28 protein-coding genes are annotated in these 25080 nt (G+C 69.6%); 12 read left to right on the top strand and 16 right to left on the bottom strand.

Going from position 1 to position 25080, the window contains the following annotated elements:
- Positions 1-27 precede the first annotated feature (27 nt).
- Positions 28-588: a sigma-70 family RNA polymerase sigma factor gene (locus tag OHB01_RS25675; RefSeq protein WP_328854067.1), complete on the bottom strand. Its 561-nt coding sequence runs from the start codon at positions 586-588 to the stop codon at positions 28-30.
- A 244-nt stretch (positions 589-832) separates the two neighbouring features.
- On the opposite strand from OHB01_RS25675, the gene OHB01_RS25670 reads away from it, so the two are divergent.
- Positions 833-2014, top strand: coding sequence for an MFS transporter (locus OHB01_RS25670; protein ID WP_205831150.1), 1182 nt, complete (start codon positions 833-835; stop codon positions 2012-2014).
- Entirely contained in the window at positions 2011-3051 is a 1041-nt protein-coding gene (locus OHB01_RS25665) for a sugar ABC transporter permease (RefSeq protein WP_142651856.1), read from the top strand. Before OHB01_RS25670 ends, OHB01_RS25665 begins: the two co-directional genes overlap by 4 nt.
- On the opposite strand, the gene OHB01_RS25660 is transcribed toward OHB01_RS25665, so the two are convergent.
- From OHB01_RS25660 to OHB01_RS25620, 9 genes are all read right to left on the bottom strand, one after another.
- On the bottom strand, positions 2970-4046 hold the full coding sequence (locus OHB01_RS25660) for an FAD-dependent monooxygenase (protein WP_168066545.1): 1077 nt from the start codon (positions 4044-4046) through the stop codon (positions 2970-2972). The two genes, OHB01_RS25665 and OHB01_RS25660, sit on opposite strands and share 82 nt — an antisense overlap.
- 53 nt (positions 4047-4099) lie before the next feature.
- Positions 4100-4891 carry a metal ABC transporter solute-binding protein, Zn/Mn family gene (locus tag OHB01_RS25655; RefSeq protein WP_142651858.1) on the bottom strand — a complete coding sequence of 264 codons (792 nt, stop codon included), beginning with the start codon at positions 4889-4891 and terminating at the stop codon, positions 4100-4102.
- On the bottom strand, positions 4888-5721 hold the full coding sequence (locus OHB01_RS25650; protein ID WP_142651859.1) for a metal ABC transporter permease: 834 nt from the start codon (positions 5719-5721) through the stop codon (positions 4888-4890). The genes OHB01_RS25655 and OHB01_RS25650 overlap by 4 nt, the downstream gene beginning before the upstream one ends.
- Positions 5718-6380, bottom strand: coding sequence for a metal ABC transporter ATP-binding protein (locus OHB01_RS25645; protein WP_142651860.1), 663 nt, complete (start codon positions 6378-6380; stop codon positions 5718-5720). The genes OHB01_RS25650 and OHB01_RS25645 overlap by 4 nt, the downstream gene beginning before the upstream one ends.
- Before the next feature lie 323 nt (positions 6381-6703).
- Positions 6704-7288: a hypothetical protein gene (locus tag OHB01_RS25640; RefSeq protein ID WP_142651861.1), complete on the bottom strand. Its 585-nt coding sequence runs from the start codon at positions 7286-7288 to the stop codon at positions 6704-6706.
- 172 nt (positions 7289-7460) lie between these two features.
- Positions 7461-8636 carry a cytochrome P450 gene (locus OHB01_RS25635; protein ID WP_142651862.1) on the bottom strand — a complete coding sequence of 392 codons (1176 nt, stop codon included), beginning with the start codon at positions 8634-8636 and terminating at the stop codon, positions 7461-7463.
- A gap of 135 nt (positions 8637-8771) precedes the next feature.
- A complete protein-coding gene (locus OHB01_RS25630; RefSeq protein WP_142651863.1) occupies positions 8772-9395 on the bottom strand; it encodes a copper resistance CopC family protein in 624 nt (207 codons plus the stop codon).
- Positions 9392-9988, bottom strand: a complete 597-nt coding sequence (locus tag OHB01_RS25625) for a copper resistance CopC family protein (protein ID WP_168066547.1) — start codon at positions 9986-9988, stop codon at positions 9392-9394. The genes OHB01_RS25630 and OHB01_RS25625 overlap by 4 nt, the downstream gene beginning before the upstream one ends.
- Positions 9989-10210: 222 nt before the next feature.
- Complete coding sequence (locus OHB01_RS25620; RefSeq protein WP_328854066.1) at positions 10211-10780, bottom strand: MFS transporter; 570 nt, start codon at positions 10778-10780, stop codon at positions 10211-10213.
- A gap of 240 nt (positions 10781-11020) precedes the next feature.
- On the opposite strand from OHB01_RS25620, the gene OHB01_RS25615 reads away from it, so the two are divergent.
- From OHB01_RS25615 to OHB01_RS25600, 4 genes are all read left to right on the top strand, one after another.
- On the top strand, positions 11021-11593 hold the full coding sequence (locus tag OHB01_RS25615; protein ID WP_142651866.1) for an MFS transporter: 573 nt from the start codon (positions 11021-11023) through the stop codon (positions 11591-11593).
- A gap of 250 nt (positions 11594-11843) precedes the next feature.
- Positions 11844-12284 carry a copper chaperone PCu(A)C gene (locus OHB01_RS25610; protein WP_260617530.1) on the top strand — a complete coding sequence of 147 codons (441 nt, stop codon included), beginning with the start codon at positions 11844-11846 and terminating at the stop codon, positions 12282-12284.
- Positions 12277-13539, top strand: a complete 1263-nt coding sequence (locus tag OHB01_RS25605) for a Dyp-type peroxidase (protein ID WP_142651867.1) — start codon at positions 12277-12279, stop codon at positions 13537-13539. Before OHB01_RS25610 ends, OHB01_RS25605 begins: the two co-directional genes overlap by 8 nt.
- 4 nt (positions 13540-13543) lie before the next feature.
- Positions 13544-13741 (top strand): recombinase family protein, encoded by a 198-nt coding sequence (locus OHB01_RS25600; RefSeq protein ID WP_205831152.1) that lies wholly within the window; start codon positions 13544-13546, stop codon positions 13739-13741.
- 500 nt (positions 13742-14241) lie between these two features.
- Here the strand turns inward: OHB01_RS25600 and OHB01_RS25595 are convergent, their stop codons facing one another.
- The gene (locus OHB01_RS25595) at positions 14242-14679 is read right to left on the bottom strand and encodes a helix-turn-helix domain-containing protein (protein WP_142651869.1); all 438 of its coding nucleotides are present in this window, start codon (positions 14677-14679) and stop codon (positions 14242-14244) included.
- A gap of 411 nt (positions 14680-15090) precedes the next feature.
- On the opposite strand from OHB01_RS25595, the gene OHB01_RS25590 reads away from it, so the two are divergent.
- From OHB01_RS25590 to OHB01_RS25575, 4 genes are read left to right on the top strand one after another with little or no spacing between them, the layout of a single operon-like run.
- Complete coding sequence (locus OHB01_RS25590) at positions 15091-15939, top strand: DUF2637 domain-containing protein (RefSeq protein WP_142651870.1); 849 nt, start codon at positions 15091-15093, stop codon at positions 15937-15939.
- A 12-nt stretch (positions 15940-15951) separates the two neighbouring features.
- The gene (locus tag OHB01_RS25585; protein WP_142651871.1) at positions 15952-17013 is read left to right on the top strand and encodes a toprim domain-containing protein; all 1062 of its coding nucleotides are present in this window, start codon (positions 15952-15954) and stop codon (positions 17011-17013) included.
- Positions 16982-17617, top strand: a complete 636-nt coding sequence (locus tag OHB01_RS25580) for a hypothetical protein (RefSeq protein ID WP_147942102.1) — start codon at positions 16982-16984, stop codon at positions 17615-17617. Before OHB01_RS25585 ends, OHB01_RS25580 begins: the two co-directional genes overlap by 32 nt.
- 27 nt (positions 17618-17644) lie before the next feature.
- Positions 17645-17860: a superinfection immunity protein gene (locus OHB01_RS25575; RefSeq protein WP_168066658.1), complete on the top strand. Its 216-nt coding sequence runs from the start codon at positions 17645-17647 to the stop codon at positions 17858-17860.
- 6 nt (positions 17861-17866) lie between these two features.
- Here the strand turns inward: OHB01_RS25575 and OHB01_RS25570 are convergent, their stop codons facing one another.
- The 3 genes from OHB01_RS25570 to OHB01_RS25560 form a co-directional block, all read right to left on the bottom strand.
- Positions 17867-19204: a hypothetical protein gene (locus OHB01_RS25570; protein ID WP_142652671.1), complete on the bottom strand. Its 1338-nt coding sequence runs from the start codon at positions 19202-19204 to the stop codon at positions 17867-17869.
- Between the two features lie 298 nt (positions 19205-19502).
- On the bottom strand, positions 19503-20945 hold the full coding sequence (locus OHB01_RS25565; protein WP_142652670.1) for a relaxase/mobilization nuclease domain-containing protein: 1443 nt from the start codon (positions 20943-20945) through the stop codon (positions 19503-19505).
- Positions 20942-21361, bottom strand: coding sequence for a MobC family plasmid mobilization relaxosome protein (locus OHB01_RS25560; protein WP_142617316.1), 420 nt, complete (start codon positions 21359-21361; stop codon positions 20942-20944). Before OHB01_RS25560 ends, OHB01_RS25565 begins: the two co-directional genes overlap by 4 nt.
- 507 nt (positions 21362-21868) lie before the next feature.
- On the opposite strand from OHB01_RS25560, the gene OHB01_RS25555 reads away from it, so the two are divergent.
- Entirely contained in the window at positions 21869-22087 is a 219-nt protein-coding gene (locus tag OHB01_RS25555; RefSeq protein ID WP_142617315.1) for a hypothetical protein, read from the top strand.
- Positions 22088-22128: 41 nt separating this feature from the next.
- Here the strand turns inward: OHB01_RS25555 and OHB01_RS25550 are convergent, their stop codons facing one another.
- Together OHB01_RS25550 and OHB01_RS25545 are read right to left on the bottom strand one after the other, a co-directional pair.
- Entirely contained in the window at positions 22129-22491 is a 363-nt protein-coding gene (locus tag OHB01_RS25550; RefSeq protein WP_142617314.1) for a hypothetical protein, read from the bottom strand.
- A 361-nt stretch (positions 22492-22852) separates the two neighbouring features.
- On the bottom strand, positions 22853-23398 hold the full coding sequence (locus OHB01_RS25545) for a GNAT family N-acetyltransferase (protein ID WP_142652669.1): 546 nt from the start codon (positions 23396-23398) through the stop codon (positions 22853-22855).
- Positions 23399-23463: 65 nt separating this feature from the next.
- Between OHB01_RS25545 and OHB01_RS25540 the strand changes: the two genes are divergently transcribed.
- Complete coding sequence (locus OHB01_RS25540; RefSeq protein ID WP_328854065.1) at positions 23464-25068, top strand: ABC transporter substrate-binding protein; 1605 nt, start codon at positions 23464-23466, stop codon at positions 25066-25068.
- Positions 25069-25080 lie beyond the last annotated feature (12 nt).

Genomic DNA, 25080 nt, shown 5'->3' with positions numbered 1-25080 from the left:
CCCAGCAGTGTCCGCGGCGCGAGCGGATCAGGCCGCTCGTTCGGCGGCCAGCAGGGATGCGACGAGTTGACGACGGGCCCGCGCCACCCGCGAGCGCACGGTGCCCACCGGACATCCGATCAGCACGGCGGCCTCCGCGTACGACAGTCCCATGAGCTGAGTCAGGACGAACGCCTCACGCCGCTGGGGCGGCACCCGGGAGAGCAGGTCGTCGAGGGCCACGCCATCCTCGTGACCGGGCAGTCCGCGCGGCAGGCACCGTTCGGCCGCACTCTGCCAGTCGGCGACGTCGGCGACGGCGGGCCGCACCGCCGCCGAGCGGAACATGTCGACGACGACCCTCCGGGCGATCGACAGCAACCAGGTGCGTGCCGACGACCGGCCGGCGAACCTCGGCAGACTGCCGAGCGCCCGCACGAAGGTCTCCTGGGTCAGGTCGTCGGCGGCCTGCACGTCGGACAGATAGGCGACGAAGCGGCGCACGTCAGGGTAGAACGCGCGGGCGAACGCCTCCACGTCCTCGGAGGTCCCTTCGCGTGCGGCCAGGGCGAGCCGTGAGCCGGTGGTCGTCGGCAGATCGATGGTCACTGGTGACAGAGAACATGGTGAGCGTTCCTTCCGTCCCGGGCGGTGGCTGAGCAGCTCGGAGGATGCGGCGTCGGGTGACTGGTGCGCGGACAGGTCGCCGGGACGAGGCGGCGGCCCGCGCGTCCGGCGGGACGGCGTCACCGGAATCCCTCCGTCCGGGAACTCACCGGGGCCCACCCACGACTTCTGGTGCGCGATCGTCACGCGCTACTGCGGGCGGAATCCCGGGCGAGAGGAGAAGGCCATGCGAACGCCGGTGCGTCCGCCGAACGAGGCGGCCGGGACGAGGAGCGTCACCGCACTGCTCACCGCTGTGATGGGCGTCTCCATGGTGCAGTTGTTCCTCATCGGGGCGCTCGGCCCGCGTCTGGTGGAGGCGGGCGTACCGCGCGCGGTGCTCGGATTGACGACCACGGCAGGCTTCGGCATCGCCGCCGCGCTGTCGTTCACGGCGGGCCGATGGGTGGACCGGCTCGGTGCCCGCCGGTGCCTCGTCGCCCTGCTGGTGATCGCGGCCGCGGCCCTGGCGCTGATCTCCGTCTCCGGCGGGTCGTGGATGCTCCTGCTGGCGGTGGCGCTGGGCGGGCTTCCGCAGGCGCTGGCCAATCCCGCCACCAACAAGGTGATCCTGGCCGTGGTCGAGCCCACCCGGCGCGGCGCGGTCACGGGCTGGAAACAGTCCGGCGTCCAGCTCGGAGCGCTCGCGGCCGGACTGCCGCTGGCCACTGTCGCCGTGTGGGCGGGCTGGCGGGGTGCGGTCGCTGTCTCGGCGGCCATCGCCCTGCTCATCGCGGTGTGGGCGACACGCGCCCTGCCGCCCGACCCCGCGCGGGCCGACTCGCGGCGCCCGGCCGCGCCGCCCGGGAGGGGCGTCGCCGTCCTGGCCTTCTTCTCCTTCCTCCTCGGTTGCGCCATCGCGGCGGTCAACACCTACCTGTCGCTGTACGGGGCACAGCGGCTCGGTCTGAGCCCGGTGGTCGCGGGGTGGCTGGTCGCGGTGCTCGGCGTCACCGGTGTCGCGGGCAGAGTCGGCTGGGCACGCCGGGCCGGACGCATCCCCCGGGCCGACGCGCTGCTCGCCCCCCTGGCGGCCGGCGCCTGCGCGGCCGCCCTGCTGCTGTTCGCCTCCGGAAACGTGTCCCTCCTGGTATGGGCGGGGGCAGCCGTCGTCGGGGCCTTCGCCGTCGCCGCCAACGCCGTCAGCATGGTCGCGGTGATCAGGTGGGCGGATCCGCGTACGGCCGGCCGCGACTCCGCGCTCGTGTCGTCCGGTTTCTTCGCCGGCTTCGCCGCCGGGCCTCCCCTTTTCGGGATCGTCGTCGACGCCACCGGCTATGGCCCGGCGTGGCTGCTGGTCGCCGGCGAGTTCGCCGCGGCGGCCGTCGTCGCGGCGCCTGCGTGGTTCGGATCGAGGGCACACGCGTGAGCTGGGAGCGGCGGGCCCTCGGCCAGATCCTGGAACGGGTGGCGGAAACGGAGTCGCGAGCCGCGACACGGTGGCCGCTGTACGCCGACCCGGCGTCGGGAAGCTGGACGACCACCGCTCGCGGTTCATGGGCGGGCGGCTTCTGGACTGGTCTGTTGTGGTTGCGGGTCGTCGTGCATGGGGACGAGGGCGCCCATGCCGCCGCGAGCAGGCGGACGGCGGCTCTGGCTCCCTGGGTCGAGGCCGACACCGCAGCCCGCGGCCTTATCTTCTGGTACGGCACCGCCCTGGCACGCGACTGCCCGGAGTCTGAAGCGCTGCGAGAGCGTGCGGCACAGGCCTGCCTGGACGCCTTCGATCCCGCGCTGGGAATGGTGCCGTGGGGCACGGCGTTCGGGGGCCCCCGTGAGCTGGCCAGGGTCGACGCCCTGCCCGGCCTGGTGCCCCTGCTCGGCCTGGCCGGGTCGCCGGGGGACGCCGCCGCCGGTGCGCAGTTGCGCCTGCAGATCGACCTGACGGACGACACGGCTGTCCCCGCGTGGGCGCTCCAACCGGACGGCATGTGGCGGGCGCATCCCGAGCCGCCTCCCGGCTGGAGCCGCACCATCGGCTGGCTGGCGCTCGCCTGCGCCGACGCCGCGCACACGGGGCGGGTCCTGCCACCCGGCGATCTGCGCCGGATCCTCGCCCGGCCCTGCGTCGCGGCCCGTTTCGCGCCCGGCTCGCCCGCGGTTCCTCCCGCCTCGGCCGTGCGACAGGGCAGTCCGCCCGACACCTCCGCCGCGGCCATCGAGGCCGTAGCAGCCCTCAAGCTGGCCGCGCTGGCCGAGGGCCGGGTCGCCTCCGCCCTGCGCGACCGGGCGGCAGGTGTGCTCGCCGAACTGGTGGGATCGCATCTGCGTGACGGCCGTCTGCTCGACGGCTGCTACGACCTCGTCCACGGTGTGGCCACCCGTCATGAGCTGGTGTGGGGAGACTTCTTCCTGGCCGCGGGCCTCGCGATGCTCATCGGGGCGATCGGACCGTTCGCCTGCTGAGCGTCGCGTCCAACCACCGCGGCGAGCTTCCAGGCCAGGTTGTCGGCGTCCTGGATGCCGCAGTTCTTGCGAAACCCGCCGTACGGAGTCATCGGGTGGGCGGCGTCACCGGCCAGGAAGACAGGGCCCGACCGGTAGCGATCGGCGAGCATGGCCGAGGCCGTCCACTCCTGCGTCGCGACGACCTTCACCTCCAGGTCCGGCACGCCCGCGGCCTGCCGCACCAGATCGGCGCAGTCGTCCGCGGTGAGCCCGTCGACGGACCGGCGGGTGGGGTCGTGCACGAGGTTGAACAGCCATCGGCCATGGTTGTCCACAGTCATGAACGTCCCGGTCAGGGCCGGGTCCGCGATGCTGTAGACCAGGCTGAGCCAATCGGCGACGTGCGGGCGCAGGTCGGCCTCGAACAGGATGTCGAGGTTACGGCTCAGCACTCGGTCGCCTGGCATGGCGATGCCGAGCATGCCCCGTACGCGTCCGGAGGCTCCGTCGGCGGCGAGCAGGTACGCGGCGCGGAGAATGCAGGGCCGGCCGTCCGCGCCCGTCAGCCGCGCGGTGACGCTGTCGGGGTCCTGCTCGAAACCGGTCAGCTCCCATCCGAAGAGCACCCGGGCGGGAGCGAACGACTCGGCGTGCTCACGGAGCAGCGGCTCCAGCACGTCCTGGGACCTCGCCGCGGTGAAGGTGGAGCTGAGCGCGGCCCTGGCCGGGTCGGGCACGTTGCTGTTGCGGGTGTGCTCGGCGGCCGTCAGCGACGCGCCGAAGTAGAAGTGCAGGCTCTCCTCGCGGGGCACCCGCGCCGCCACGACCCGGTCTTCCAGGCCGTAGCCGCGCAGCACCTCCATGGTCCGGATGCTGAGCGCCCGGCCCTTGGGAAAGGGTGAGCTCGCGGGGTGTCTTTCGACCAGTGTCGAGGCGACTCCGGCGCGGGACAGGGCGATCGACGTGCACAGGCCGACCGGTCCGCCCCCGACGATGAGCACGGGTGTGTCCACGAGATCCTCCAGGGCAGGGGCGGCCACGGGCAGGGCCGCCCCTGGTCGGCGCGTCAGCTGAGTGCGGCGGTGAGGGCGTCGGCGTTGCGCTGGAACACCTCCAGCAGGTCGAGCCCCTGGCCGGGGAAGTTGTCGATGACCACCCGTTTGGCGTTGACGTTGGCCAGGGCGTCGCCTCCGGGCATCGCGGAGTTGTCCAGAATGAGCTGCGGCTTCTTGGCGGCCAGCTCGGAGATCTGACTCACCGTGGGCGGCTGGGGGCCGTAGGTGCCCGCAGGAGTGGTGCCCGCGAGGTCGGCGGCCCAGGCGACGAACGCCTGGGTGACGACGACCGGCGGGGTGCCGCCCGCGGCGGCGCTGACCTTCTGCTTGAGCGCCGCATACTTCGTGTCGAAGGAATCGATCCACTTCGTGGCGGCGTCAGCCGTGCCGAACTCGGCACCCAGCCGCTGGACCTGGCTCTTGACGGTGGCGGGCGCGTTGTCCAGCGTCAGCGCGATCAGCTTCGCCTTGGATCCCGCCGCATCCTTGATCTTGCCGGCGAACCCTTCGAAGTCCGCATAGAGCACGACGTCGGCCTGGGCCACCTTGGCCAGGTCGGACGGCTTCGGGTCGTAGTCGGGCGCGTGCTGAACGCCGGGAGGGACGATGACGGCGACGTCGGTGGCTCCCGCTGCCCTGGCGAAGCCGGCCTCCCATGTGGACGCGGCCACGATCTTCAGTCCCTTGGCTGTGGCGGCGGGAGTCGCCGCCGTACCGCTCTGGTCGCCGCCGCAGGCGGCGGTGGCGAGGGCGACGACGGCGGTCACGGCGGCCACGAGGCGTAGTCGGTGCAGGGTAATCATCGGGAGATGGCCTTTCTTCGTTGGGAGTAAACGGCGGGTACCGCATGGAGGAGGAGGGTGCACACCCCGCCCAGGAGCACGAGCGTGGGGCCCGGCGGGAAGTCCAAGATCAACGAGACGAAGAAGCCGCCCACGTTGAACGCGAGGCCGAAGATCACCGACCAACGGATCATGGCGGGCAGGGAACGGCCGACGCGGCGTGCCGCCAGGGCCGGCAGCAGGGTCAGCGCGTCGACGAGGAGGGCTCCGGTCAGCCGGATCGCTGACGCGATGGCCACGGCGACCACGACCAGCAGGATGAGGGTCAGCCGTTCGACCGCGACCCCCGAGCACAGCGCGAGCTCCCGATCGTGCAGGAGCAGGGCAAGATCACGGCGGCGCAGGGCGTACAGCAGCGGGACGACGACCGCGAGCGCCGCGAGCGCGAGCACGTCGGCGGGCCTGGTGGCCAGGATCGACCCCCACAGCAGTTCGAAGGCGCCGTTGGCGTTCACGCCCGAGATCGACAGCACCAGCAGCGCGGCGGCGACCGCGAGCGTCATCAGCAGGCCCATCGCCCCGGACAGGCCGGTGGCGCTGCGGGCGAGCGGGGTCAGCGCTCCGCCGGTCAGCCCGCACAGCACAAGAGCGCACAACAGTGGGTCGAGCCCGGTCAGCAGCCCGATCGCGATGCCCAGCAGCGCCACGTGCATCATCGCGAAGCGGACCGGCATGATGTCGAGCCCCACGATGAAGACCCCGACGATCGGCAGCGCGACGGACCCGAGCACCAGGGCCACCAAGGCCAGCCGTACCGACGGGATGTCAAGCAGGACGCCGAGCGAGCTCACGCGATCTCCCGCAACCGTCCGGCCGCCATCTCGGCCACCCGGCCACTGGCCTCGACCACGGCCCGATCGTGCGTGACCACCACGACCGTCACCGCGAGCCCGGCGAGCACGCCCGCCACCTGCTCCTGCCCCGCGAAGTCGAGCGCGGCCGTCGGCTCGTCGGCGAGCACCAGCCCCGCGCCCGCCGCCACCTGGCCCAGAGCACGCGCCAGGTAGGCCCGCTGCAACTGGCCACCCGACAGCGTGCCGAGCGGGCGGTCGAGCAGGTCGCCGACGCCCAGCTCCTCGGCGGCACGGACCGACCGCTCCATGTGGCCGCCGCTCGCGAGCAACTCGCTCACCAGGAGCGGGAAGCGGCCCGCGGTCTGCCGCTGGGGCACCCAGGCCACCTCCGATCGGCGCCGGGCCCAGTCGGCCGTCCCGCTCGCCCGGACTCCGCCGACCTCGATCAGGCCGCTGGTCTCGCGGTGCAGGCCGAGGATCGCGCGGAGCAACGTGCTCTTGCCCGACCCGTTGGTGCCGGTGATGGCCAGATGCTCGCCGGGGGCCAGGTCGAGATCCACGCGATCCACCGCGGCGAGCCGGCCGTGCCGGCAGGTGACACCGGCGAGGCGGAGCGGGGTGGCGCGCGCGTACAGACCTCGGGGAGGTGATGACATGGTCATGCTCCTGCGGAAGGTGGGTAGGCGTGACCGACCGCGACCCGGCGCGGACCACGGCGAAGGAACCGGCGGACCAGGCGGTCGACCGGGAAGTGAAGCAAGCTGACGACTGACGCATCCGGTGATGCATCCGGCGCCAATCAAAGGCGGGATGACCGCGCGGCTACACCGGAAGGCGGTCGCGCGACCGGAATAGGCGTGTCATCGCCTACGCCGACGGAGGCGCACGGAATGATGCGGCGTACCCAGGATGGCATTCCGCCTTGTCACCCGATCGCGACACCGAGGCAGGAAAAGCCCATCAAGGACGTCGACAGATGTCAGCCGGCCAGGACGGACACGGGCGGCCCACGTCGGTGGATCGCTGAGACGATCTCCCGCCTGCCGCCGTACGCCCGCGCACACGCGATCGGCGAGACCTGCTTCACCGGCGTCGTCACCGGCGTGGCGCCGCCGAGCAGCCAGCGCAGAACCGTGACCGAGCCCATGGCCAGCAGGCACAGCAGGAGCCAGATCGCGACCTCGCCGCGGTAGAGCCACCAGCCGGAAATCGTCCCGATCACGAGATGCACCAGCGCCATGCCGATGCCGAGATGCCCGTGGTCGGCGTGCGCGCCGTGGGCGAGATGTTCCGCGCTTGACGTCGCCGTCCGGGCGAACAGCTCGTGAAGAAGCGCCTGAGTGCCGATGCTCGCTGTGAGCAGGACCTCGGGCCGGGGCTCACGCCCGCTGAGCGCGTACGCGAGCACCGTGGCCGCCAGGGCCCCGGCGCCCAGAATGCCCGGCGGCACGGAGCCGCCCCCGGCGAAGGCATGGCCGGCCGCGGAGATGACGACGCACACCGTCGCGAAGACGAGGGCTCGCGCCATGCGCAGCACCGGATGCCGGGGGGACACGAACATCATCCTGTCAGCCTGACGCCTTGCCGAGAAGACCCATCGGCATCAGCGTGATGAACGTCGCCTGTGGATGTGCGGACGCGTTCGGCCTCGCAGCCCTGTCGCTCCGTGGGTTGTTCGGACATCGGTAGGTGGCCGGGGAACGACCGGAGAGCCGGTCGTTCCCCGGCGAGCGGTGCTACCAGGCGACCGGCAGGGAATCGAGACCGTAGACGATGGAGATCTCGCGAAAGGCGAGTTGCTCGAACGGCACGGCCAGCCGCAGACCGGGAAAACGGCGTAGCAGCGCGGGGAAGGCGATGCGCATCTCCATCTGCGCCAGAGGAGCCCCGATGCATCTGTGGATGCCGTGTCCGAAGGCGACGTGAGGGCTCACCTTGCGCCCCGGGACGGCCAGGTCCATGTCCGTGCCGAGAGCGGGATCGCGATTGGCGGCGGTCAGTGAGCACAGCACCATCTGCCCCTTGGCGATGGGCTGCCCGGCCAGCACGAGATCCTCTCGGGCGAAGCGCGGGAAGGCGACCTGAACAACTGTCAGGTACCGCAGGAGCTCCTCCACGACCTTGTCGACGTGGTCGTCGGTGTCGCGGACCAGGGCGGCCTGCTCGGGATTGTCCAGCAGCCACAGTGTGCCGAGAGCGAGCATGCTGGTGCTGGTGTCGTGCCCGCCGGTCAGCAGGCCGTCGGCCAGACCGGCCAGCTCGCGATCGCTCACCTCGTCACCGTGCTCGCGCAGCAGCGTGCCCAGTAGGCCGTCGCCGGGGTTCGCGCGTTCCTTGGCGACCAGATCGGTCAGGTAGGTGATCGAGTCGTTGACCGCCTGGATGGACGCTTCGGGACCGGCGGACAGGTCGAACCTGTCGGCACTCATCCGGAGGAAATCAGACCGGTCGCCGTACGGCACGCCCAGCAGTTCGCAGACGACGAGCGACGGGATGGGAAGGGCGAAAGACTGGACCAGGTCCGCCTCACGCCCGGCCTGCTCCATCGCGTCCAGGTGGTCGTTGACGATCTTTTGGATGCTGCCGTCCAGCCGCCGCAGCCGCCGCATGGTGAACTCGGGCGTCAGCAGGCGCCGCAGCCGCGTGTGCTCGGGCGGGTCGCGGAAGCCGAGACCGCCCGGGTCTTCCTGGTTCGCTCCCGCGGCGATCACGTTCGCGAAGTCGTTGCTGAACCGGGCCGCGTCGCCCAGCACCGCCCGGACGTCGTCATACCGGGTCACCAGCCAGACGGTGGACCCGTCGGGCATCCGCATCGGGAAGACGGGCTGCTCGGATCGAATGCGTCCGAGCTCCGCCACAGGATCGAAACCCTGACGGAGGAACTGCATGAGGGGAAATTCGTCATCTGCCATCGAAGATGATCCTTCGTACGAAAGGCGCGCCGGCTGTCACATCGGCCGGAAGCCGGCGCGGACGATGGAAGGCCGGAGGGAGACGTCGCATCAGCGGCTGTCCGGTCCGGAAACTGGTCTTGGGAAATACGGCGGTCAGGAAGGGGTGTCCCCGCCGGCGGGTTTCCTTCTCCGCCACATCAGCAGTGCCACGGCTCCGGCGAGTGCCAACCCGGCCATGACCGCCCATGTCCAGCCGGGGAGGGCGCCCTGCTCGTCCGTCTCGCCCGTCGCGCTCACGGGTGTGCGGGCCGGAACCGGGCTGGGCACGGGGATACTGGACACGGAGGTGCTGGAAACGGAGACGCTGGACACCGGGGTGCTGGACACGAGGGTGCTCGGCAGCGCAGCCGACGAGGAACCCACGATGAAGGGGATCTCTCCTTCGATGGGGCGGCCATCGGCGGAGACGACCCGCCAGACGACGGTGTAGCTGCCGGAGGGAAGCGGCTCGTCGACGTCCACAAGCACCTTGGCGCCGCGGGTTCGGGGTGTGCCGGAGGGGAAGCGCTGCCCGGCCGCGTCGTGCAGGAGCACGACGGGATAGCGCACATTGTTGTTGAACTCCAGCTCGATGAGGTCGAGGCTGGAGACCACGGCGTTGCTGGCGGGTGTGCTCGATCGCAGGGTGTCGTGTGCCAGCGCCGGTGCGGCGAATGCTCCCAGGACGGCGCTCAGAAAGCCGAGGAGGAGAAACGCTCTGGCTGTTTTCCTTGTCACCCGCGTTCACCGTTCTCGGGACCCGATGGGCGGTCCTCCACGTCGTCCGGGAGCGGTGGCGTCGGCGGTTTCCTGCCCCGCGCCACCAGGACGGCGGCCACTCCGAGAACCACGACCGCGGCCACGACCGCCCAGATCCAGCCGGGTGTGCCGGTCTCCTGACCTGGGCCTTCCTCTCCGGCCACCGGGGAGGCGACGGGCGCCGTCCCTCCTGCCGATGCCGCCGACGAGGATCCGACGATGAACGGTATCTCCCCTTCGATGGGGTGGCCGTCGGAGGAGACGACCCGCCAGGCGATGGTGTAGCTGCCCGGTGAAAGCGGGCCTGCGACCCCTTCCACCACCGTGGAGCCGTCGACGCGCGGAGTCCCCGATTCGAAGCGACGCCCGGCCGCGTTATGAAGAACGACCACGGGAAAACTGACATGCGCGCTGAACTCCAGCTCGATCTCATCGAGGCCGGAGACGACGGCGTTCGCAGCGGGTGTGCTCTTCTTCAGACTGTCGTGCGCAGACGCGGGTGCGGCGAACACCACCGCGAACAGGCACGAGATGCCGAACAGAAAAACCGCTCTGACCGAGGGATGCTTCACGACAGGCTCCAGGCATGCGGGGAGGTCGTGGCCCGGCGTGTGACGGTGGACGGCGGTGTCATCGGGGTATCTCCAGTCGTCGTGTGTGGGTACCTGCGGGCGCGCGGGCCGTACGGACCGGGATGAGTGGTCCGCGGGTCGTCGGGACGAGCCGCTGCGGGCAGGCGTGACGTCCGACCGGATAAGCCGCGCGAAGGAAACCTCAGAAGGGTTCGGAGAGGATCACAGGAACACGAGAACCGGCGGTCCACGCCGTACGACGGCGTGTCGCAGGACAGCCTCACGCCGAGGTTCGCGGTCAAGGTTGTACGACGCGAGCCGGGGGCGGGGGCGTATGCGGGCAAGGAACTGGAACAGCGTGAGCAGCGCCCGGAGCCAGTGGATCGCGCCCGTGCCGATCCTGTGCAGGATCGACCACAGCGCCGCTTCGCCCCGCGACAGCCACCACCCCGTGATCAGCGCCGCGGTGAGATGCGCGGTGAGCATCCCGGTGCCCACCCCCAGCCGGTGCGTGTGCGCCACGGCCGTTGTCTCCGTCGAGAGCGCGAGCGACCCGAGGAGTTCGTGCAGGAAGACCTGCGCTGCCAGGAGCAGGCCGATGACGACCAATGGTGACCGCTCCCGGCCCGCCGTCGCCGCGGCGACGGTCATGACGCCCGCTCCGCCGATGAGAAGTGCCTGGGGAGTCGGGGCGGCCCCACCGGCGAACCAGTGCGCGCCCACGGCGAGGAGCACGCAGACGACCGAGAAGGCGGCCGACCGCGCGAGTCGCAGAGGTAAGGCGGCGCGCATGACGAAGACGACTATCGCACAGAGGCTGGTCGGCCCCAAGACCGCCGCCATCCGTTCGCTCGGTCGGGCTCGGTCTGGCACACGAAGGGGAGAACCGGTGCCGGACGACAGGGTGAGCGCCTTGGTTCCTTCATCCTCATCGACCGCTCGCGCTCCTTCACGAGGCATTCGGCCCGATTATCACGATTTGCGCCGCATGCACTGAGGGACGGGGAGGCGGTGTGCGATGATTGCGGCGCCATGACAGCCACGATGCCCTTCCGTGCCATACGGGCCGCCGCGTTCGCCGCGGTCTCGGTGGCGCTCGGCGTCGGGGCGCATGCTGTCGGCGGCGGGTCGGTCTCCGTGGTCGCCGTTCTCATGGCCCTGCTCATCGCCTTCCTGCCCGCGCACGCCCTCGCGCGGCGTGAGCGGACGCTGGCCGTGATCCTGCCGGCGCTGGTGGCCTCGCAGGCGGCGCTCCACCTGCTGTTCTCGTTCGTGCACACCCTGGAACCGAGCGTCGCCGGTTCCGCGATGAGCGGCGGGCACGTCCATTCCGGGTTGGTGCCCGGCCTGGGCATGCTGGTCATGCACGGCTGGGCGGTCGCGCTGACGGCGGTCTGGCTGGCGCATGGTGAGGCGCTGCTCTGGGCCCTGCTGCGCCGGCTGGCCGTCCAGCTGCGGATCGTGTTCGCCGTCTTCCTGGACCCGGCGTACGGCGCGATCGTCGTCCCGGTGATCGAGCACCGGGTGGTCGCGCGGTCGGTCCTGCTCGGCCATTCGATGGGTCGGCGCGGCCCTCCTGGCACCGTTCGCACTGTTCCTGCCTGACCGGCATCTGGTCGGCGGGCTCTCTCTGATGTAACCAGCACCCCGTAGTGGCGGGGTGCGTCGGTGTGCGCTCGCGCGCGCCGAATTCGTTCAGTGCAGCGGTACCAGTACCGGCTCTCAGCCGGGTGAAGGGATCTTCATGTTCTCCCGCGTCATGCTCGTCGTTCTCAGCTTGGGCGCAGTGACGGCCACGGCCGCCTGCGGCTCTGAGGAGGCGTCCTCCGTATCAGCGGCTGCTTCGCCCGCTGCGGTGGCGGCCTCCCCGTCGTCCACCTCTGCCCCACTCAGCATCACCGACCCGTGGGTCAAGACCGCCAAGAAGGGGATGACCGCCGCCTTCGGCACCCTGGTCAACAACTCCGATTCGGACATCACCGTCATCGCCGGCAGCACTCCCGCGGCACCCAAGGTGGAGTTGCACGAGGTCGTGGAGTCCGAGGGGAAGATGGTGATGCGGCCGAAGGAGGGCGGTTTCGTGGTCCCCGCCCACGGCTCCCACGTCCTGCAGCCCGGCGGCGACCACATCATGGTCATGGACGTGCCTTCCGAGATCAAGCCAGGGTCCGAAGTGCCGTTCACGCTGGAGCTTCAGGGGGGCGGCACCTACACCTTCACGGCTCTGGGCAAGGACTTCGCGGGAGCCAAGGAGAACTACCAGCCGGGCGCCGACATGGGCGGCATGGATGAGTGAGCGGCTCAATGGGACAGATGACGTCTCCCGCCCGCGACTGAGCCGCAGGGCGCTGCTGTCCGGCGGCGCCGTGGTCGCCGCCGCCGCGACGAGCGGGGCCGTCGTGGCGCGGGCGAGCGCCGACGCCGACGACACGGGTACGGCGGGCCGTACCGCCGATCTGGACGTGAACTCGCCCCGGGCGACGGCGGTGGAGCCGTTCTACGGCGCCCACCAGGCCGGTGTCGCGACGACTCCGCAGGCGCACGCCGCGTTCGTGGCGTTCGATTTGCGGGCGGGCTCGGACCGGGAGAGCGTGGCGCGGCTGATGCGCGTGCTCACCGACGACGCCCGGCGCATCACTCAGGGACAGCCCGCCCTCGCCGACACCGAGCCCCATCTGGCCGTGCTGCCCGCCCGATTGACCGTCACCTTCGGCTTCGGACCGGGTCTGTTCGCGGCCACCAAGACCTCCGATCAGCGGCCGGAGTTCATCGCTCCCCTCCCCGCGTTCGGCATCGACCGGCTGAAGAAGCGGTGGACGGGCGGCGACCTGCTCGTCCAGATCTGCGCGGACGACCCGCTCACCGTCACCCATGCGCTGCGGGTGCTCGTCAAGGACGCCCGGTCGTTCGCGAAGGTCCGCTGGACCCAGCGGGGCTTCCGGCGGGCCGCGCACTCCCAGCAGCCCCACACCACCCAGCGCAACGTGATGGGACAGCTCGACGGGACCGTCAACCCCGTCGCCGGCACACCCCACTTCGATCGGGCGGTCTGGTTCGCCGGGGAGCAGGAGTGGCTGCGCGGCGGGACCACCCTGGTCCTACGGCGCATCCGCGCAGAGATGGAGACCTGGGACGCCGCCGACACGGTGGCCAAGGAGTTCACGATCGGCCGCCGCCTCACCGACGGCGCCCCGCTCACCGGCGCCCGCGAGCACGACGAACCGGACTTCGCGCGGCTCACCCCCGCCGGGCTGCCGGTCATCTCCGAATACGCCCACATCCGGCGAGCACACGTGGCCGACCCCGGCGCGCGTATCCTCCGTCGCATCTACAACTACGACGAGGGCGTTTCCCCCGACGGCACCGCCGACACCGGGCTGCTGTTCGCCTCCTACCAGGCCGACATCGCCCGGCAGTTCATCCCGGTACAGGAGCGACTTGCCGAGGCGGACCTGCTGAACGAGTGGACCACACCGATCGGTTCCGCCGTGTTCGCCATCCCTCCCGGCTGCGACCCCAATGGGTGGATCGGAGAAACCTTGCTGTCATGACGCGGTGCCGGCCAAGGCCGGGCGGATCGCCGCCACCCTGAATGCCCGCGGAGTGCCCTGCCCGTCCGCCCATGACCGCGCGCGGAACTCTCACCGCTCCGGCGAGATGCGGACGGACGGCACCACGTCCATCCTCCGCAACCCTCGCTACACCGGCAACCAGGTGTGGAACAAGCAACGCGCGACCGAGGTGCTGACCTGATGGACCCCCGTGGCGTCGCCACGGGGGTCCATCACGTCAGGCAGCGTGATCCCGGGTCCGCACGGACTTCGAACGTGTCCAGTTCGCTCCTGTGATCCTCGGTACACCACGGACCTATGCGTTCAGAGGGCTGCTGCGCTGCGGCCTCTGTCAGCGGTCCATCAAAGGGTCGCGGACCAACAACCGGTCCAATTATCGGTGCCGCCGGGGGTGTCGCGATACTGGCGCTGATCGCGGTGGTCGTGTCATTCAGGCACATGCACGAGCCCTGCCTCCGCCACTGTGAGGACCACCTCGCGGCCAGCAGGAAAACGCCGGCGATCGTCGTACGCTAGATCTGGCGTACCGCAAGGGAGTTCGGGGCCATCACTGCTCAGGCCTCCTCGTCCAGGGAGAGGTCAGCGGCAGCGATCCGCGCATAGTGATTTGATTCCAGACCCCCACCGACTCGAGCCCCTATAGAGCAAGATCATGGTGTGCTACATAGGTACACCGAACCTTCAGTGACCTCTGCCGCGTTCGAGGCGGGCGGCACTGATGATGAAGTCGGCCACGAGCTGGCGGCCGCCGTCGGACATCTCGACCAGGGCGCGGAGCGCCTCACGGTTGAGGCCAGACTCGCCGATTAAAGAGGACGCCACTACCTGGTCGGCCGTCGCCTCGGCATCCTCGTCGTCGCCGAAGTAGCCGATCGGCACGCCGAAGAACTTGGCCAGCGCCTTCAACGTCTTGAGCTGGGGGTTGTCCGACCTGCCCGTCCGCAGCTTCCAGATCGTCGTCGAGGACAGCTCCTCGCCCGTCGCCTCCGAGATCGCCGCCGCCGCCTCGAGGTTGTTCTTCGGCGGTCGACTACCTGCCGGCCAGCGGTTCTGGATCAACCACTCGATCTTGTCGGCAAGAGACCGCGTGGTGTTCGCCGCGCTTCGGTCGTCAGCCACTGCTCACCACATCAAGTTGGAGCGACACGCGCCCTGCTTCATCGCTTTTAGTTGACAGTCGGTGACGGAGAGTGCCTATCCTGCTCTCGTCATCAACTTTAGTTGATGGAGTCCGCCTCTCCACGCCCGAAGGTTACCGATGCGAGCCACACCGATGCGAGCACCTGACGAGAGCAAAGCTCGTCATGAACGACTCGTCCGCCTCGGCCTTGAGGTCAGCCGCCACCGGCCAGCCCGGCTGATCCGCCGCCGTAACGGCCAGTGGGCCCTCACCGTCGGCACCGAGACTGTGTACTGCGCGGGTGCCGAAGGCGTCTACGCCTATGTCACCCATCACGGCCTGATCCTCTCCCCCGCTAACGACGAGGGCGTCGCCCGAGCCGCGACCCACCTTGCAGAAGGTGGCGGCCGGTGACCCGCAACCTCACCCAGGCCGTCGCCCTGGCCGCGTGCGTCGTGGCTCCGCTCGTGGTCGCCCTGGCCGTACTCGGCGGGATCGGTTCTTTCGCCACCCTGCGTCACCTCGCCGAGCCGTGGTTCGGCCCGCAGGCGTGGATTGTCCCGATCGGCATCGACCTCGGCATCCTCGCCCTGCTGGCCTGGGACCTCCTCATGGAGTTCGCCGACCTGCCCTGGCCGGTCCTGCACTGGATCGCCTGGGCGTTCATCACCGTCACCGTCATCCTCAACATCGCCGCCGCGCACGGCGACCCGATCGCCGGCCTGATGCACGCGGCCATGCCCGTCCTGTTCGTCACGGTGATCGAGGGAATCCGCCACCTCATCCGCCGGTGGGTCGGCCTGGCCACGGGCACCCGGCGTGAGCGGGTACCTTTCTCACGCTGGCTCCTCGCCCCCGTCTCCAGCTTCATGCTCTGGCGGCGCATGGTGCTGTGGAACGTTACGAGCTACCCCCGCGGCCTCCAGCTCGAATACCTGCACCTCGAGGCCGTCTCCGCGCTCCACCAGGCGCACGGCCGCTGGCTGTGGCGGTGGAAGGCGCCCCTGTCCGAGCGGACCGCCGTACGACTTCAACTCGCGGGCGCGGCCTTTCCGACTCCGCAGATCCCACAGCAGCAGGACTCCGACGACCAGCTCATCCAGGCTGCTCAGGCCATCGTCGCCAGGGCCGAGCAGCGCGGCGTACGGCTGAGCCAGATGGACCTGGCCGCCCAGCTCCGTGCTCAGGGCCACCGCATCGCGAACGAGCGGCTGCGCTGGCTGGCCACCGCCATCGGGCTCCGCCGCGAGCCGGTCTAAGGACGCGACCTCATGCTCCTCGCTATCCACGAGCACGCCGAACGCTTTTTCCAGGCCCACGTCTCCACCAGCTGGGTCCCCGACTACCTGCGTCAGCGTGGATTCGACGACGACGTGCAGCGTCATTGGCGCATCGGCTACGCCCCGAACGAATGGCGAGCGCTGACCAGACACCTGCGCAGCCTCGGCTTCCCTGACACCGCGATCGAGGCCTCCGGCCTGGCCCGGCGGACCACCCGCGGCATGCTCATCGACTTCTTCCGCGACCGGGTCATGTTCCCCATCACCGAGCGCGACGCGACCACGATCGCCTTCATCGGTCGCAGCCGTACGAGCGAACCCAAATACCTCAACAGCCCGAACACGCCTGTCTACGGCAAGGGACGGGCGCTGTTCGGCCTGCACACGCTCAGCGCCGGGGCCAAGCCGGTCATCACCGAAGGCCCCCTGGATGCCATCGCCGTCACCGTCGTCGGCGGGGGTCGTCTGGCCGGGCTCGCCCTGTGCGGCACCAGCCTCACCCCCGACCAGGTCAGGGCTCTCGACGCAGCCGCCGACCTGCGCGCCGACGGTGTGCTGGTCGCCTTCGACGGCGACCGCGCCGGGCGGCAAGCCGCGGCACGCTCCTACTCGCTACTCAAAGACGCCGGTACGGCGGAAGCCTTCGTGCTCCCATCGGACTGGGATCCGGCTGCGGTACTCAGCGACGCCGGCCCCCAAAGGCTTGCGGCACTGCTTCGTGTGCGAGTACGGCCCCTGGCCGACCTGGTGACCGACGCCGCCATCGAGCCCTGGCACGACTTTCTGCAGTACGCCGAAGGGCGTGTCGGCGCACTTCGCGCCGCCGGTGCGGCTATCGCCACGATGGCACCCCGTGACGTCGCCCGGCAGGTCGCCCGTGTCGCCGCGCAGCTCAACTTCGACCACGCGACCGTCACCGAGACCACCACCGATTCGGTGACCGCCCAGCTGGCCCTCGCCGATTTCCCGACAGCGCCCACATCCGGCAGCACGACCACACGCTCGGGCGAGAGGAGAGCGAATGAACGACCACTACGCGGACCCACTCCGTGAGGCAGCCGCCCACGGCATGCAGAAGGTAGTGCAGGTCACCCCTACTGCCGCGGCGGCAGTTCAGGTGTGGCTGCACGTGAAGGCCCAGCGCGTACGCGAACAGGCCGAGCGGGAGCGTCAGGCAGCAGACGCCCTGCGCACCAAGCAACGCGCCGCCCATCGGGCGGCACGACTGCAGTGGCTGCCCGCCAACGACCCGGCATGGTTGCGCACCGCCGACCTGCTGCAGGTGAGCCGCGCCTGGGGAGCGGCCCTGCCGTACGCGACGAACGACCCGGGCGCCGAGCGCGCACTGTTGAGATGCGAAAGCCGACTGCGAGAGCTCCACCCGTACGCAATGAACCGCTATGACCGGCTGCGAGTCGAAGGACATACTCCCGAAGCGGCCATGCGGGAAGTCACCCCGTTGTTCGCCCGAGAGCCATGCCCACGAACCGGATATCCAGCGCCCGTTCGGCCTCAGCTGCCTCCGGTCGTGAGGCTCGCCCAGGAGGACTTCCCGCACACCATCGACAAAGTTGTCGAAGCGTGTGGCAGCACCAGGGCGACGGCAGGAGCTACGGCGCAGCCAGCTCGGACAGCTACCCTTAATCGCCGCCCGTGATCGGTCGATTACGAAAGGATGGGAGAGGTGGACGCCCTCGCGCACAGCTACCTGTTCTGGATCGGCCTGATCCTGCTGCTCGTTGTGCTGTACCTCCTGCCAACGCTGATCGCGCTCTTACGCGGCGTGGAGAACGTCCTTCTACTCATAGCGTTCAACTTCTTCGGCGGCCTCACCTGCATCGGCTGGCCGGCAGCGCTCTTCCTGGCCTTCGCACTGCCCACCCGCCACGACCGCCGATGACGTCCGTCAATCACCGCCCTCCAGATGCCGAACCGCGTCGGACTGGCTGCAGATCGCCAGGCGATGCGCGGTCCAGGCTGGGGCCGAGCGTCCTTCCAGATCTAGGATGACGCCGTGTTCGTCGACGGTGCAGGTGATGCCATACGGCCAGTCGCCGAGGAAGACCCCCAGAATCAGATCCTCCGTACCGCCCTGGACGATTCGGTGCAGCCGCTCAGCTGCGGCACCCGGCGAGGCGATGACGAACAACCAGGACTGGCCCTCCGGAACTCTCGCGTCCGTACGCTGCCCGCTTCGTCTGACGATCTCCACTTCCAGCTCGGTCACTACCTCCTGCATGGTGTCGAGCACCACGAGCCCCGGATTCGCCGCGTGTAGCGCTTGCTCGCCGAACAGGCGCACCGCGTCTTCGCGCGGCACGAGTACGCGAGCCGCCATATGACGCCCGGCCAACAGCTCCAGGACCATGGCACGCGTCACATTCTCCGCGCCCGGTCCGGTGAGTCCCGTCCCGTTCATGGCCGCCAGCGCGACGAGGTAGCCCAAGCTCGTCGACTCCTGTTCGAGCATGGAGTCGAGCGTTGTGACGGGCACATCATCGTCGGCCCCTATTGCGGTGACCGACTCTTCCGAGGCCTCCACCGGCGGGAACGGCAACGTATCCCTCACCTCGCCGTGGCGAACCAGCCGATCGCCCTGCCTGGTCAGACGGGTACGCCGCCACCACATCACCGCAGCGCCGACACACTGACGTCGTCGGTGGTAGGCGATGGCGAGCACAAGCAGCGCGGCGAGGCCGACGGGAATCGTCAGGGGCATCGTCGACGCCGACGACTCCAGAGCGGCATTGGCTGCGTAGGGAGCCGGCTCATGCTTTTCGCCGAGCGTCGGCCGCGGCGCCGGGCTCCTCTTTGGCCGCGTCAAAGGCTTGGCTGAGGGCGTTCGAGCGATGATTGCCGTTGGCCAATGGCCAAGCCCGCGTCTCGCCGCCACTTCATCTATCACCAGCGGCTTCTCCCCCGTGGCCGCTGCTGCCGGGCTCGCCGCAGGATGGCCTGGCGTCCGCCGGTGATCGCGCCAGGGCCGGTTCCGGACGTGATGCTCCTCCGCTTCCCGATCACGGCTCACAGGTGCAGCCTCCGGCTTCTCGGGACTCTTTGTAGCCATGGGAGAAGGCGCGGCGGCTGGAGCAGTTGCCGGCTGCTGCGGGACCTGCGGAAGTCGTACGACCTGTTGGGGCTGCTCCGGGGCCGGTTGCGAGGCCTGTCCGCGCCACGAGTCCCGTACGGCGCGGCCCACGTCGATGTTGTTGCCGGCGAGCCAGTTCTGCACCTCGCGCTGCATGGCCGCGCACAACTTCGTGTTGTCGACGTACCGGCCTGCTGTACCCGTCAGGTGCGGGCACCCGGGCGGCGGGTCCGCCTGAGCCGCCCCCGCCACGGCCAGCGCTGCGGCGCCTGCCAGCACTCCTGCGGCAGCCGACCGCCACATCGGCGTCCGGCCTCGGAACGGATTGCTGGCTGTCACGACGGCACCCCCGGGTCGATCACGAAGCGAAGATGATCAACCACGATAGGCAGCTATGCCGGTGCAACAGCGCAGCTCAGAGCCGAGTCGCGCGAGCAAAATAACGATCTTCCAGCTACCTATGCCGGGGTGACGCGGATGGTGCCGGAGGACCGGCGGAACGCCCGGACGAGCGAGGATTCTGGCCGGGATCCGTGCCGAGCGGCCTGGCGACGGGCTGCGGGAAGTCCGCCGCGGCCAGCCGTACCGGGGCACCCGCCGCAGGTGACGCCACAGCGAGGTGTTGGGCCGCCGCTCGTGCCGCGACCGCCTGGGCCATCCTGCCCTGGGCCGTACGGAGCTCGGCCACCGCGACGACCAGCGCCGCGATGTCGGCGATGAGCGATCCTCCGGACCCTCGCGTCCCGGCACCGAGCCTTCGCACGGCCCTCCGCAGCTCCAGCCCTGCTCGTGTCGGTGGCAGAATCCGCGCGTACGGCTCTCGCGCGGCGCGGTCGAATGCCTCTGCGGCATTGCGAAGCCGCTGGTCCTTCAGCAGGCGCGCCGCGACATGTAGCAGGTCGGAGGTCGCCCCGGGCACGTCCGCCGCGCCGCCCGTTTCGCCGACTGTGGCCTCGCGCAGCTGCGCGGCGGCCTGCCGGGCGGCCGTCGTCACCAGCTCCCAGATCTCCCGGCGGTCGTCGGCACCCGCTCCGTCGGGGTGGTGATCGCTTCCGCCGCGCCACCGGGCGCGGAGTTTCGGAAGAGTGAGGTCGGCGGCGAGCCTGCCGCCGCCGAACCACACCAGCTCGCCGGCGCGGTTGCGATGCTTCGGCAGCGCCACCGCGTACCCCGTCACCTCGCCGGGATTGCGCTGGCTCATCCGCTGCCGCACCAGCACCCCGGCGGCTTCCAACGACCGGAAGAACTCCTCTTCCGAGGCCGCTGCGGCGGCTGCGGTGACGACGTGCTGCCGTAGCACCGTCCGCGGCACCTCATCCCACCCGCGCCGCCGGGTCTGTTCTGTCTCGCTGCGGGTCGGCCGGCGCGCCGCCGTCCGATCTCCGGGTGCGGTCACGCGCAGGCCGTACCGGCGCTCGACGGCTTGGCAGGCCTCCCGTACCCGGTAGAAGTCGTTCCAGGTCCGGGGCTTGGTGCCGTCCTGGCGGGCGAGCGTGGCGACGATATGGATGTGGTCGTCGGCGTGCCGCACGGCGACCCAGCGCACGCCGTTGTCATCGTCGGCCGGCGCGAGACCGGTGCGGGTCATGATCTCCTGGGCGACCTGCGCCCACTCGTCATCGCTCAGGATGCGGTCCTGGCGTGCGGCACGGGCGACGCAGTGCCACACCGGCTCGGCGTAACCGCGCTCCCCCAGCGCGGCGAGCGGCTGGTTGAGCAATCCGATCAGATTTCGGAAATCCCGCCCGCCTTCCGGTCGGAGCGACGGCTCCACCTCGGCCGGATGCCGCCACCCGACGACGATGTGCGGGTTGACGTGCTCGTTGGCCCGGCCCGGGCCGTACAGGTAGTACAGCAACCCGCCGACGCGGCGCCCGCGCATCACCTTTCCGATCACCGGATCGCCTTCCGGACGCCTTCCGCGATTCCGTCCAAGCGTTGCACCGCCCGCAAGCACGCGGCGGCGTACGGAACCAGGTTGCCGGGATCGGCGCCGGTCGCGTTGAGCGCCGCGACGGCCTGGTTGAGGTTGACCCCGATGCGGCGCACCTGGCCAGCGGCGTGCATCAGCTCGATCAACGCCTCACGCAGCGGGTCGGGCATCGGCGGGTTCACCATCCGCGCCGCCGCCAGGGCCGCCTCCGCCGCATAGGCCCCGCGCGCCAGCCCAAGACGTTCGGCGGCCGTGCGGAAGTCGGCGTACTCCTCCTCGGTCAGCACGAACTTCACCACATGCGGCCGCGGCACCGCCTGGCGTTGACGCCGCCGCTGCCGCACCTGCCTGGACCCGGTGTCCTCTCCCTCATCAGACATCTTCGTGACCGCTCCCCCGACGACCGCGCCCGGTCGCAATCGATCAGAACCCACCCCGAACCAGTGGCGGGAGTGGGCGGTTCTGATCACGAATGTTCCCCGCCACATCCCGCCGGATGCAGCGGTAACGGGACATTACGAATATCTTGCTCCCGCCCTGCGGGACTCAGACTGCGGGTGCAGCGCCGTGGACCGACTGCCGCCATTCCAACGCCTCGGGCACGTCGCGGTACTCCAGCAGGTACTGTCCGTGATCTTTAGAGGTGACAGGGAGAGGCTGTCGCCTGAACGGCAGAACTAGCACGAGGCGGGGGCGTCAAACGGCGCAGGAGACTGAACCTCGCCGCTGCATGAAGGCGTGGGATGGAGTTCCAAATTCCGAGCTGGTTCTGCCTGCCAGAGAGCGCCACGTCGGCGACAATTTGCACATCGCCGGTTTCAGTAAGCAACAGAGGGTGGGCTCCGCAATGCCTCACCCCGCACAGCTACGAAGGATGTCGAGGCGGAGTGAACCATCCCTGGGCCATCTACCTGCGGGCGTACCTGGGTGTTCGGATTCAGCACGCGCGAACAGCTCCGACGCGTGGAGCCTCGGCCGTTGAGTGGGTGATCATCACGGCCATCATCGCCGGCGTCGCACTGGGCCTGGCCACGTTGATCAAGACAGTGGTGGAGCAGAAGCAGGGCGAGATTCAGCACACCCTCGGGGGCGGCGCGAGCGGCTGACCGGTTGCCTACGACAGTCGCGCCGCCCCGAGCAGGGTCGGTCAGCGGCCGCCCGGCCATACCGCCGCTCTGCAGGCACCCCACCTGACGCGCTTGTCCGAACCGATCTCCCCCTGGCAAAGCTTGAAGACCTTGACCGATCCGAACAGGGAACTGTCGGTAGCACAGCCGCCCTGCGGCGCCCGCACCTCGAACGGCTTGCGCGCGTCGACGGGATTGTCGTTGTGCCACACGGCCTTGTAGGCCACGTTGTCCTTCCTGCCGTCGCAGACCTTGATCATCGATCGATCCGCCGGAACGCTCACGCGGCCCTCGCCGTAAGCATCGCTCCAGCCTGGCGCGCCGGCCCGCGCCGATCCGACCGTCCCCAAGACCAGCGCCCCGGCCAGCAGCGCGACGGACAACCCTGCCCTCGATGCCATGTCTCCCCCGTTGATCCTCGACAGCCGTCCCTACTCTAAGTATTCGATCTTGCACTTCAAGCATTTGCGAGGCTGTTTCTAACAACTCAAGTGGGCTCTTCTGGCCGTCGTACAACCAGGACACGCCTCATTGCTGGCATCTGCAGGAAAGTGATGGCCAGCTGAATGAGCGCGGTTGCCGTCACCGGCGTGAACCATCAATTCACCTTGTAGGGGTCGTAATGGGCGATTGCCGTTTGGAGATGTCGCCGACCCGGTTGACGAGCACGGAGGAGAAAGGCAGACCTTGGGCTCAGAGGCGTACAAGGCATGTCCCCGCATCGCCGTACCGGCCAATTTCCGCTCATGCGCTCACGGAGACGTGGTTCTCTCGCGCGTAGACGACGAGGCGGTGACCGGCAGAGCTATCGAACTCGCCCTTGGACATCCATCCGAGATGCTGGTAGAGACGAGCGGCCGGGCTGTCTTTCAACGTCAGCAGCCACGCTCGTTCGCATCCACCGGCCACACGGTGGAGAAGCGTCCTGCCGAGGCCACTGCCTCTCGCTTTTCCGGCGACCATCAGTTCCACTACTTCGAAGGCGTTGCGCGACATCTCCGCGAAGGCGGCGGGACCGACCGCGTCGTGTACCTGCTCTATCAGCGGATCGGCGTCTCTGGTCGTGCGTGCGGGCCAGCCGTAACAGACGCCGAGCAAGGTGCCGTCCTCCGAGGCTAGCGCGGAGCGGAACCCGGGTTGCGCCACGTGGCCCGCGAGTCGCGAGGGGAAGGCACGCAGGCGCTCCTCCGGCTCTGACCAGGGCGGTACGGAGAAGCATTCGATGTAGAGATCGTGCATCGGTTGTTGCCATCTGAGCACTTCGGCCGCGTCCAGGTCATCCACCAGCACATAGCAAGTCTTTCGCAGTTGCGAATGACTTGCAATAAGTTGCCTGGGCGCTTTACCTTCGCCCCATGAAGATCCTCCGTGCCCGGTTTGTCACCCTCGCCCGGCTCGGCGTGGTGGCGATCCTCGGCCTGTCCGCCTCCTGCGCGGCACCGTCGTCACCTGGCACCTCGTCGAGCAATCCGGGAACGCGGGACACGTTCGTCCTCGGTCTCGCTTCTGAGCCGGACACACTGAACCCGGTGCTCGGCTATGAACCCGATGGCGGGTCCTTACTGTTCGACGGTCTGGTCCGGCGTAATGCGGATCTCACGCTGGCGCCGGCGCTGGCCGAACGGTTGCCCGACGTCAAGGGCACGACCGTGACCTTCACCCTCCGCCAGGGCGTGCGGTTCCACGACGGCACGCCTCTAACAAGCGATGACGTGGCCTACACCTATCAGGCCGTGCTGGACCCGAAGAACAACTCCGGCATTCGAGGTGACTACACGGCGATCGAGTCCGTCGAAGCGCCCGATCCGGCCACGGTGGTGTTCCATCTCAAGCATCCCTACGCGCCGATCCTGCAGCGCGCCACGCTGGGCATCGTGCCGCGGCGTCTGCTGCAGGGCCAGAGCCTGGACAAGGTCGCGTTCAACACCAAGCCCGTCGGAACGGGACCGTACCGGTTCGTGTCCTGGACCCCGGGCGACAAGGTCGTCCTGGAGGCCAACCAGTCGTACTGGGGGGGCGCCCCGGCGATCAAACGCCTGGTCATGGCGTACTCGGCCGACGACAACGTACGCGCCACCCGGATGGCGGCGGGCGAGTTCGACGCCACCGAGCTGCCACCCAAGGCGGCCGCCCGCTTCGAAGACCAGGTCGGCCTGACCGTCTACAAGGTGCCGAGCGCGGACTACCGCGGTGTGATGTTCCCCCTGGACGCGCCGGTCACCGGCGACAAGGCCATCCGCAAGGCGCTGAGCCTGGCGCTGGACCGCTCGGCCATGGTCGGGGCCATCCTCGCGGGTGCCGGTCGGCCGGCCTTCGGTCCCGTGGCGCCCGGCACCACCTGGCACAACCCGGCCGTGGACGGCACGCCCACCCCCGACCGCGACCAGGCGGCCCGGCTTCTGGACCAGGCGGGATGGAAGCCGGGCTCGGGTGGCGTCCGAGTGAAGGACGGAACGCCCGCTTCCTTCACGCTCATGTACCCCGCAGGCGATTCCCTGCGGAAGGATCTCGCCCTCGCTGTCGCCTCGGACGCCAAGAAGATCGGTGTCGACGTACGGCTGGCAGGGCTGGACTGGGACGCCATCGAACCCCGCATGGCCAAGGACGCGCTCATCATGGGCTACGGCAGCCCGTACGACCCCGACTACATCAACTACGAGATGTTCCACTCCAGCTTCTCCGGCCAGGGATTCTTCAATCCCGGCCACTACAAGGAGCCGGATGTCGACGCCCTGCTGGAGAAGGGGCGGGCGGAGACCGACCCGACCGTGCGCAAGCAGACCTACGACGCCTTGCAGCAGCGCATCCGCGACGACGAGGTCTGGACCTACCTGGTCTATCTCCAGCACGTCTACGTCGTGCGCGGGAAGTGGACCGGCATCGCTCCGGCCGTGGAAGCGCACGAGCATGCCACCGGCGGGTTGTTCCGCACTCTGGCGGAGTGGAAGCCCGCCGCATGACGCGCGCCCTGG

It is taken from the genome of Microbispora hainanensis, from assembly GCF_036186745.1.
Lineage (GTDB): Bacteria > Actinomycetota > Actinomycetes > Streptosporangiales > Streptosporangiaceae > Microbispora.
The sequence above is the reverse complement of the archived record's forward strand: the minus strand, read 5'-3'. Positions and strand labels throughout refer to the sequence as shown.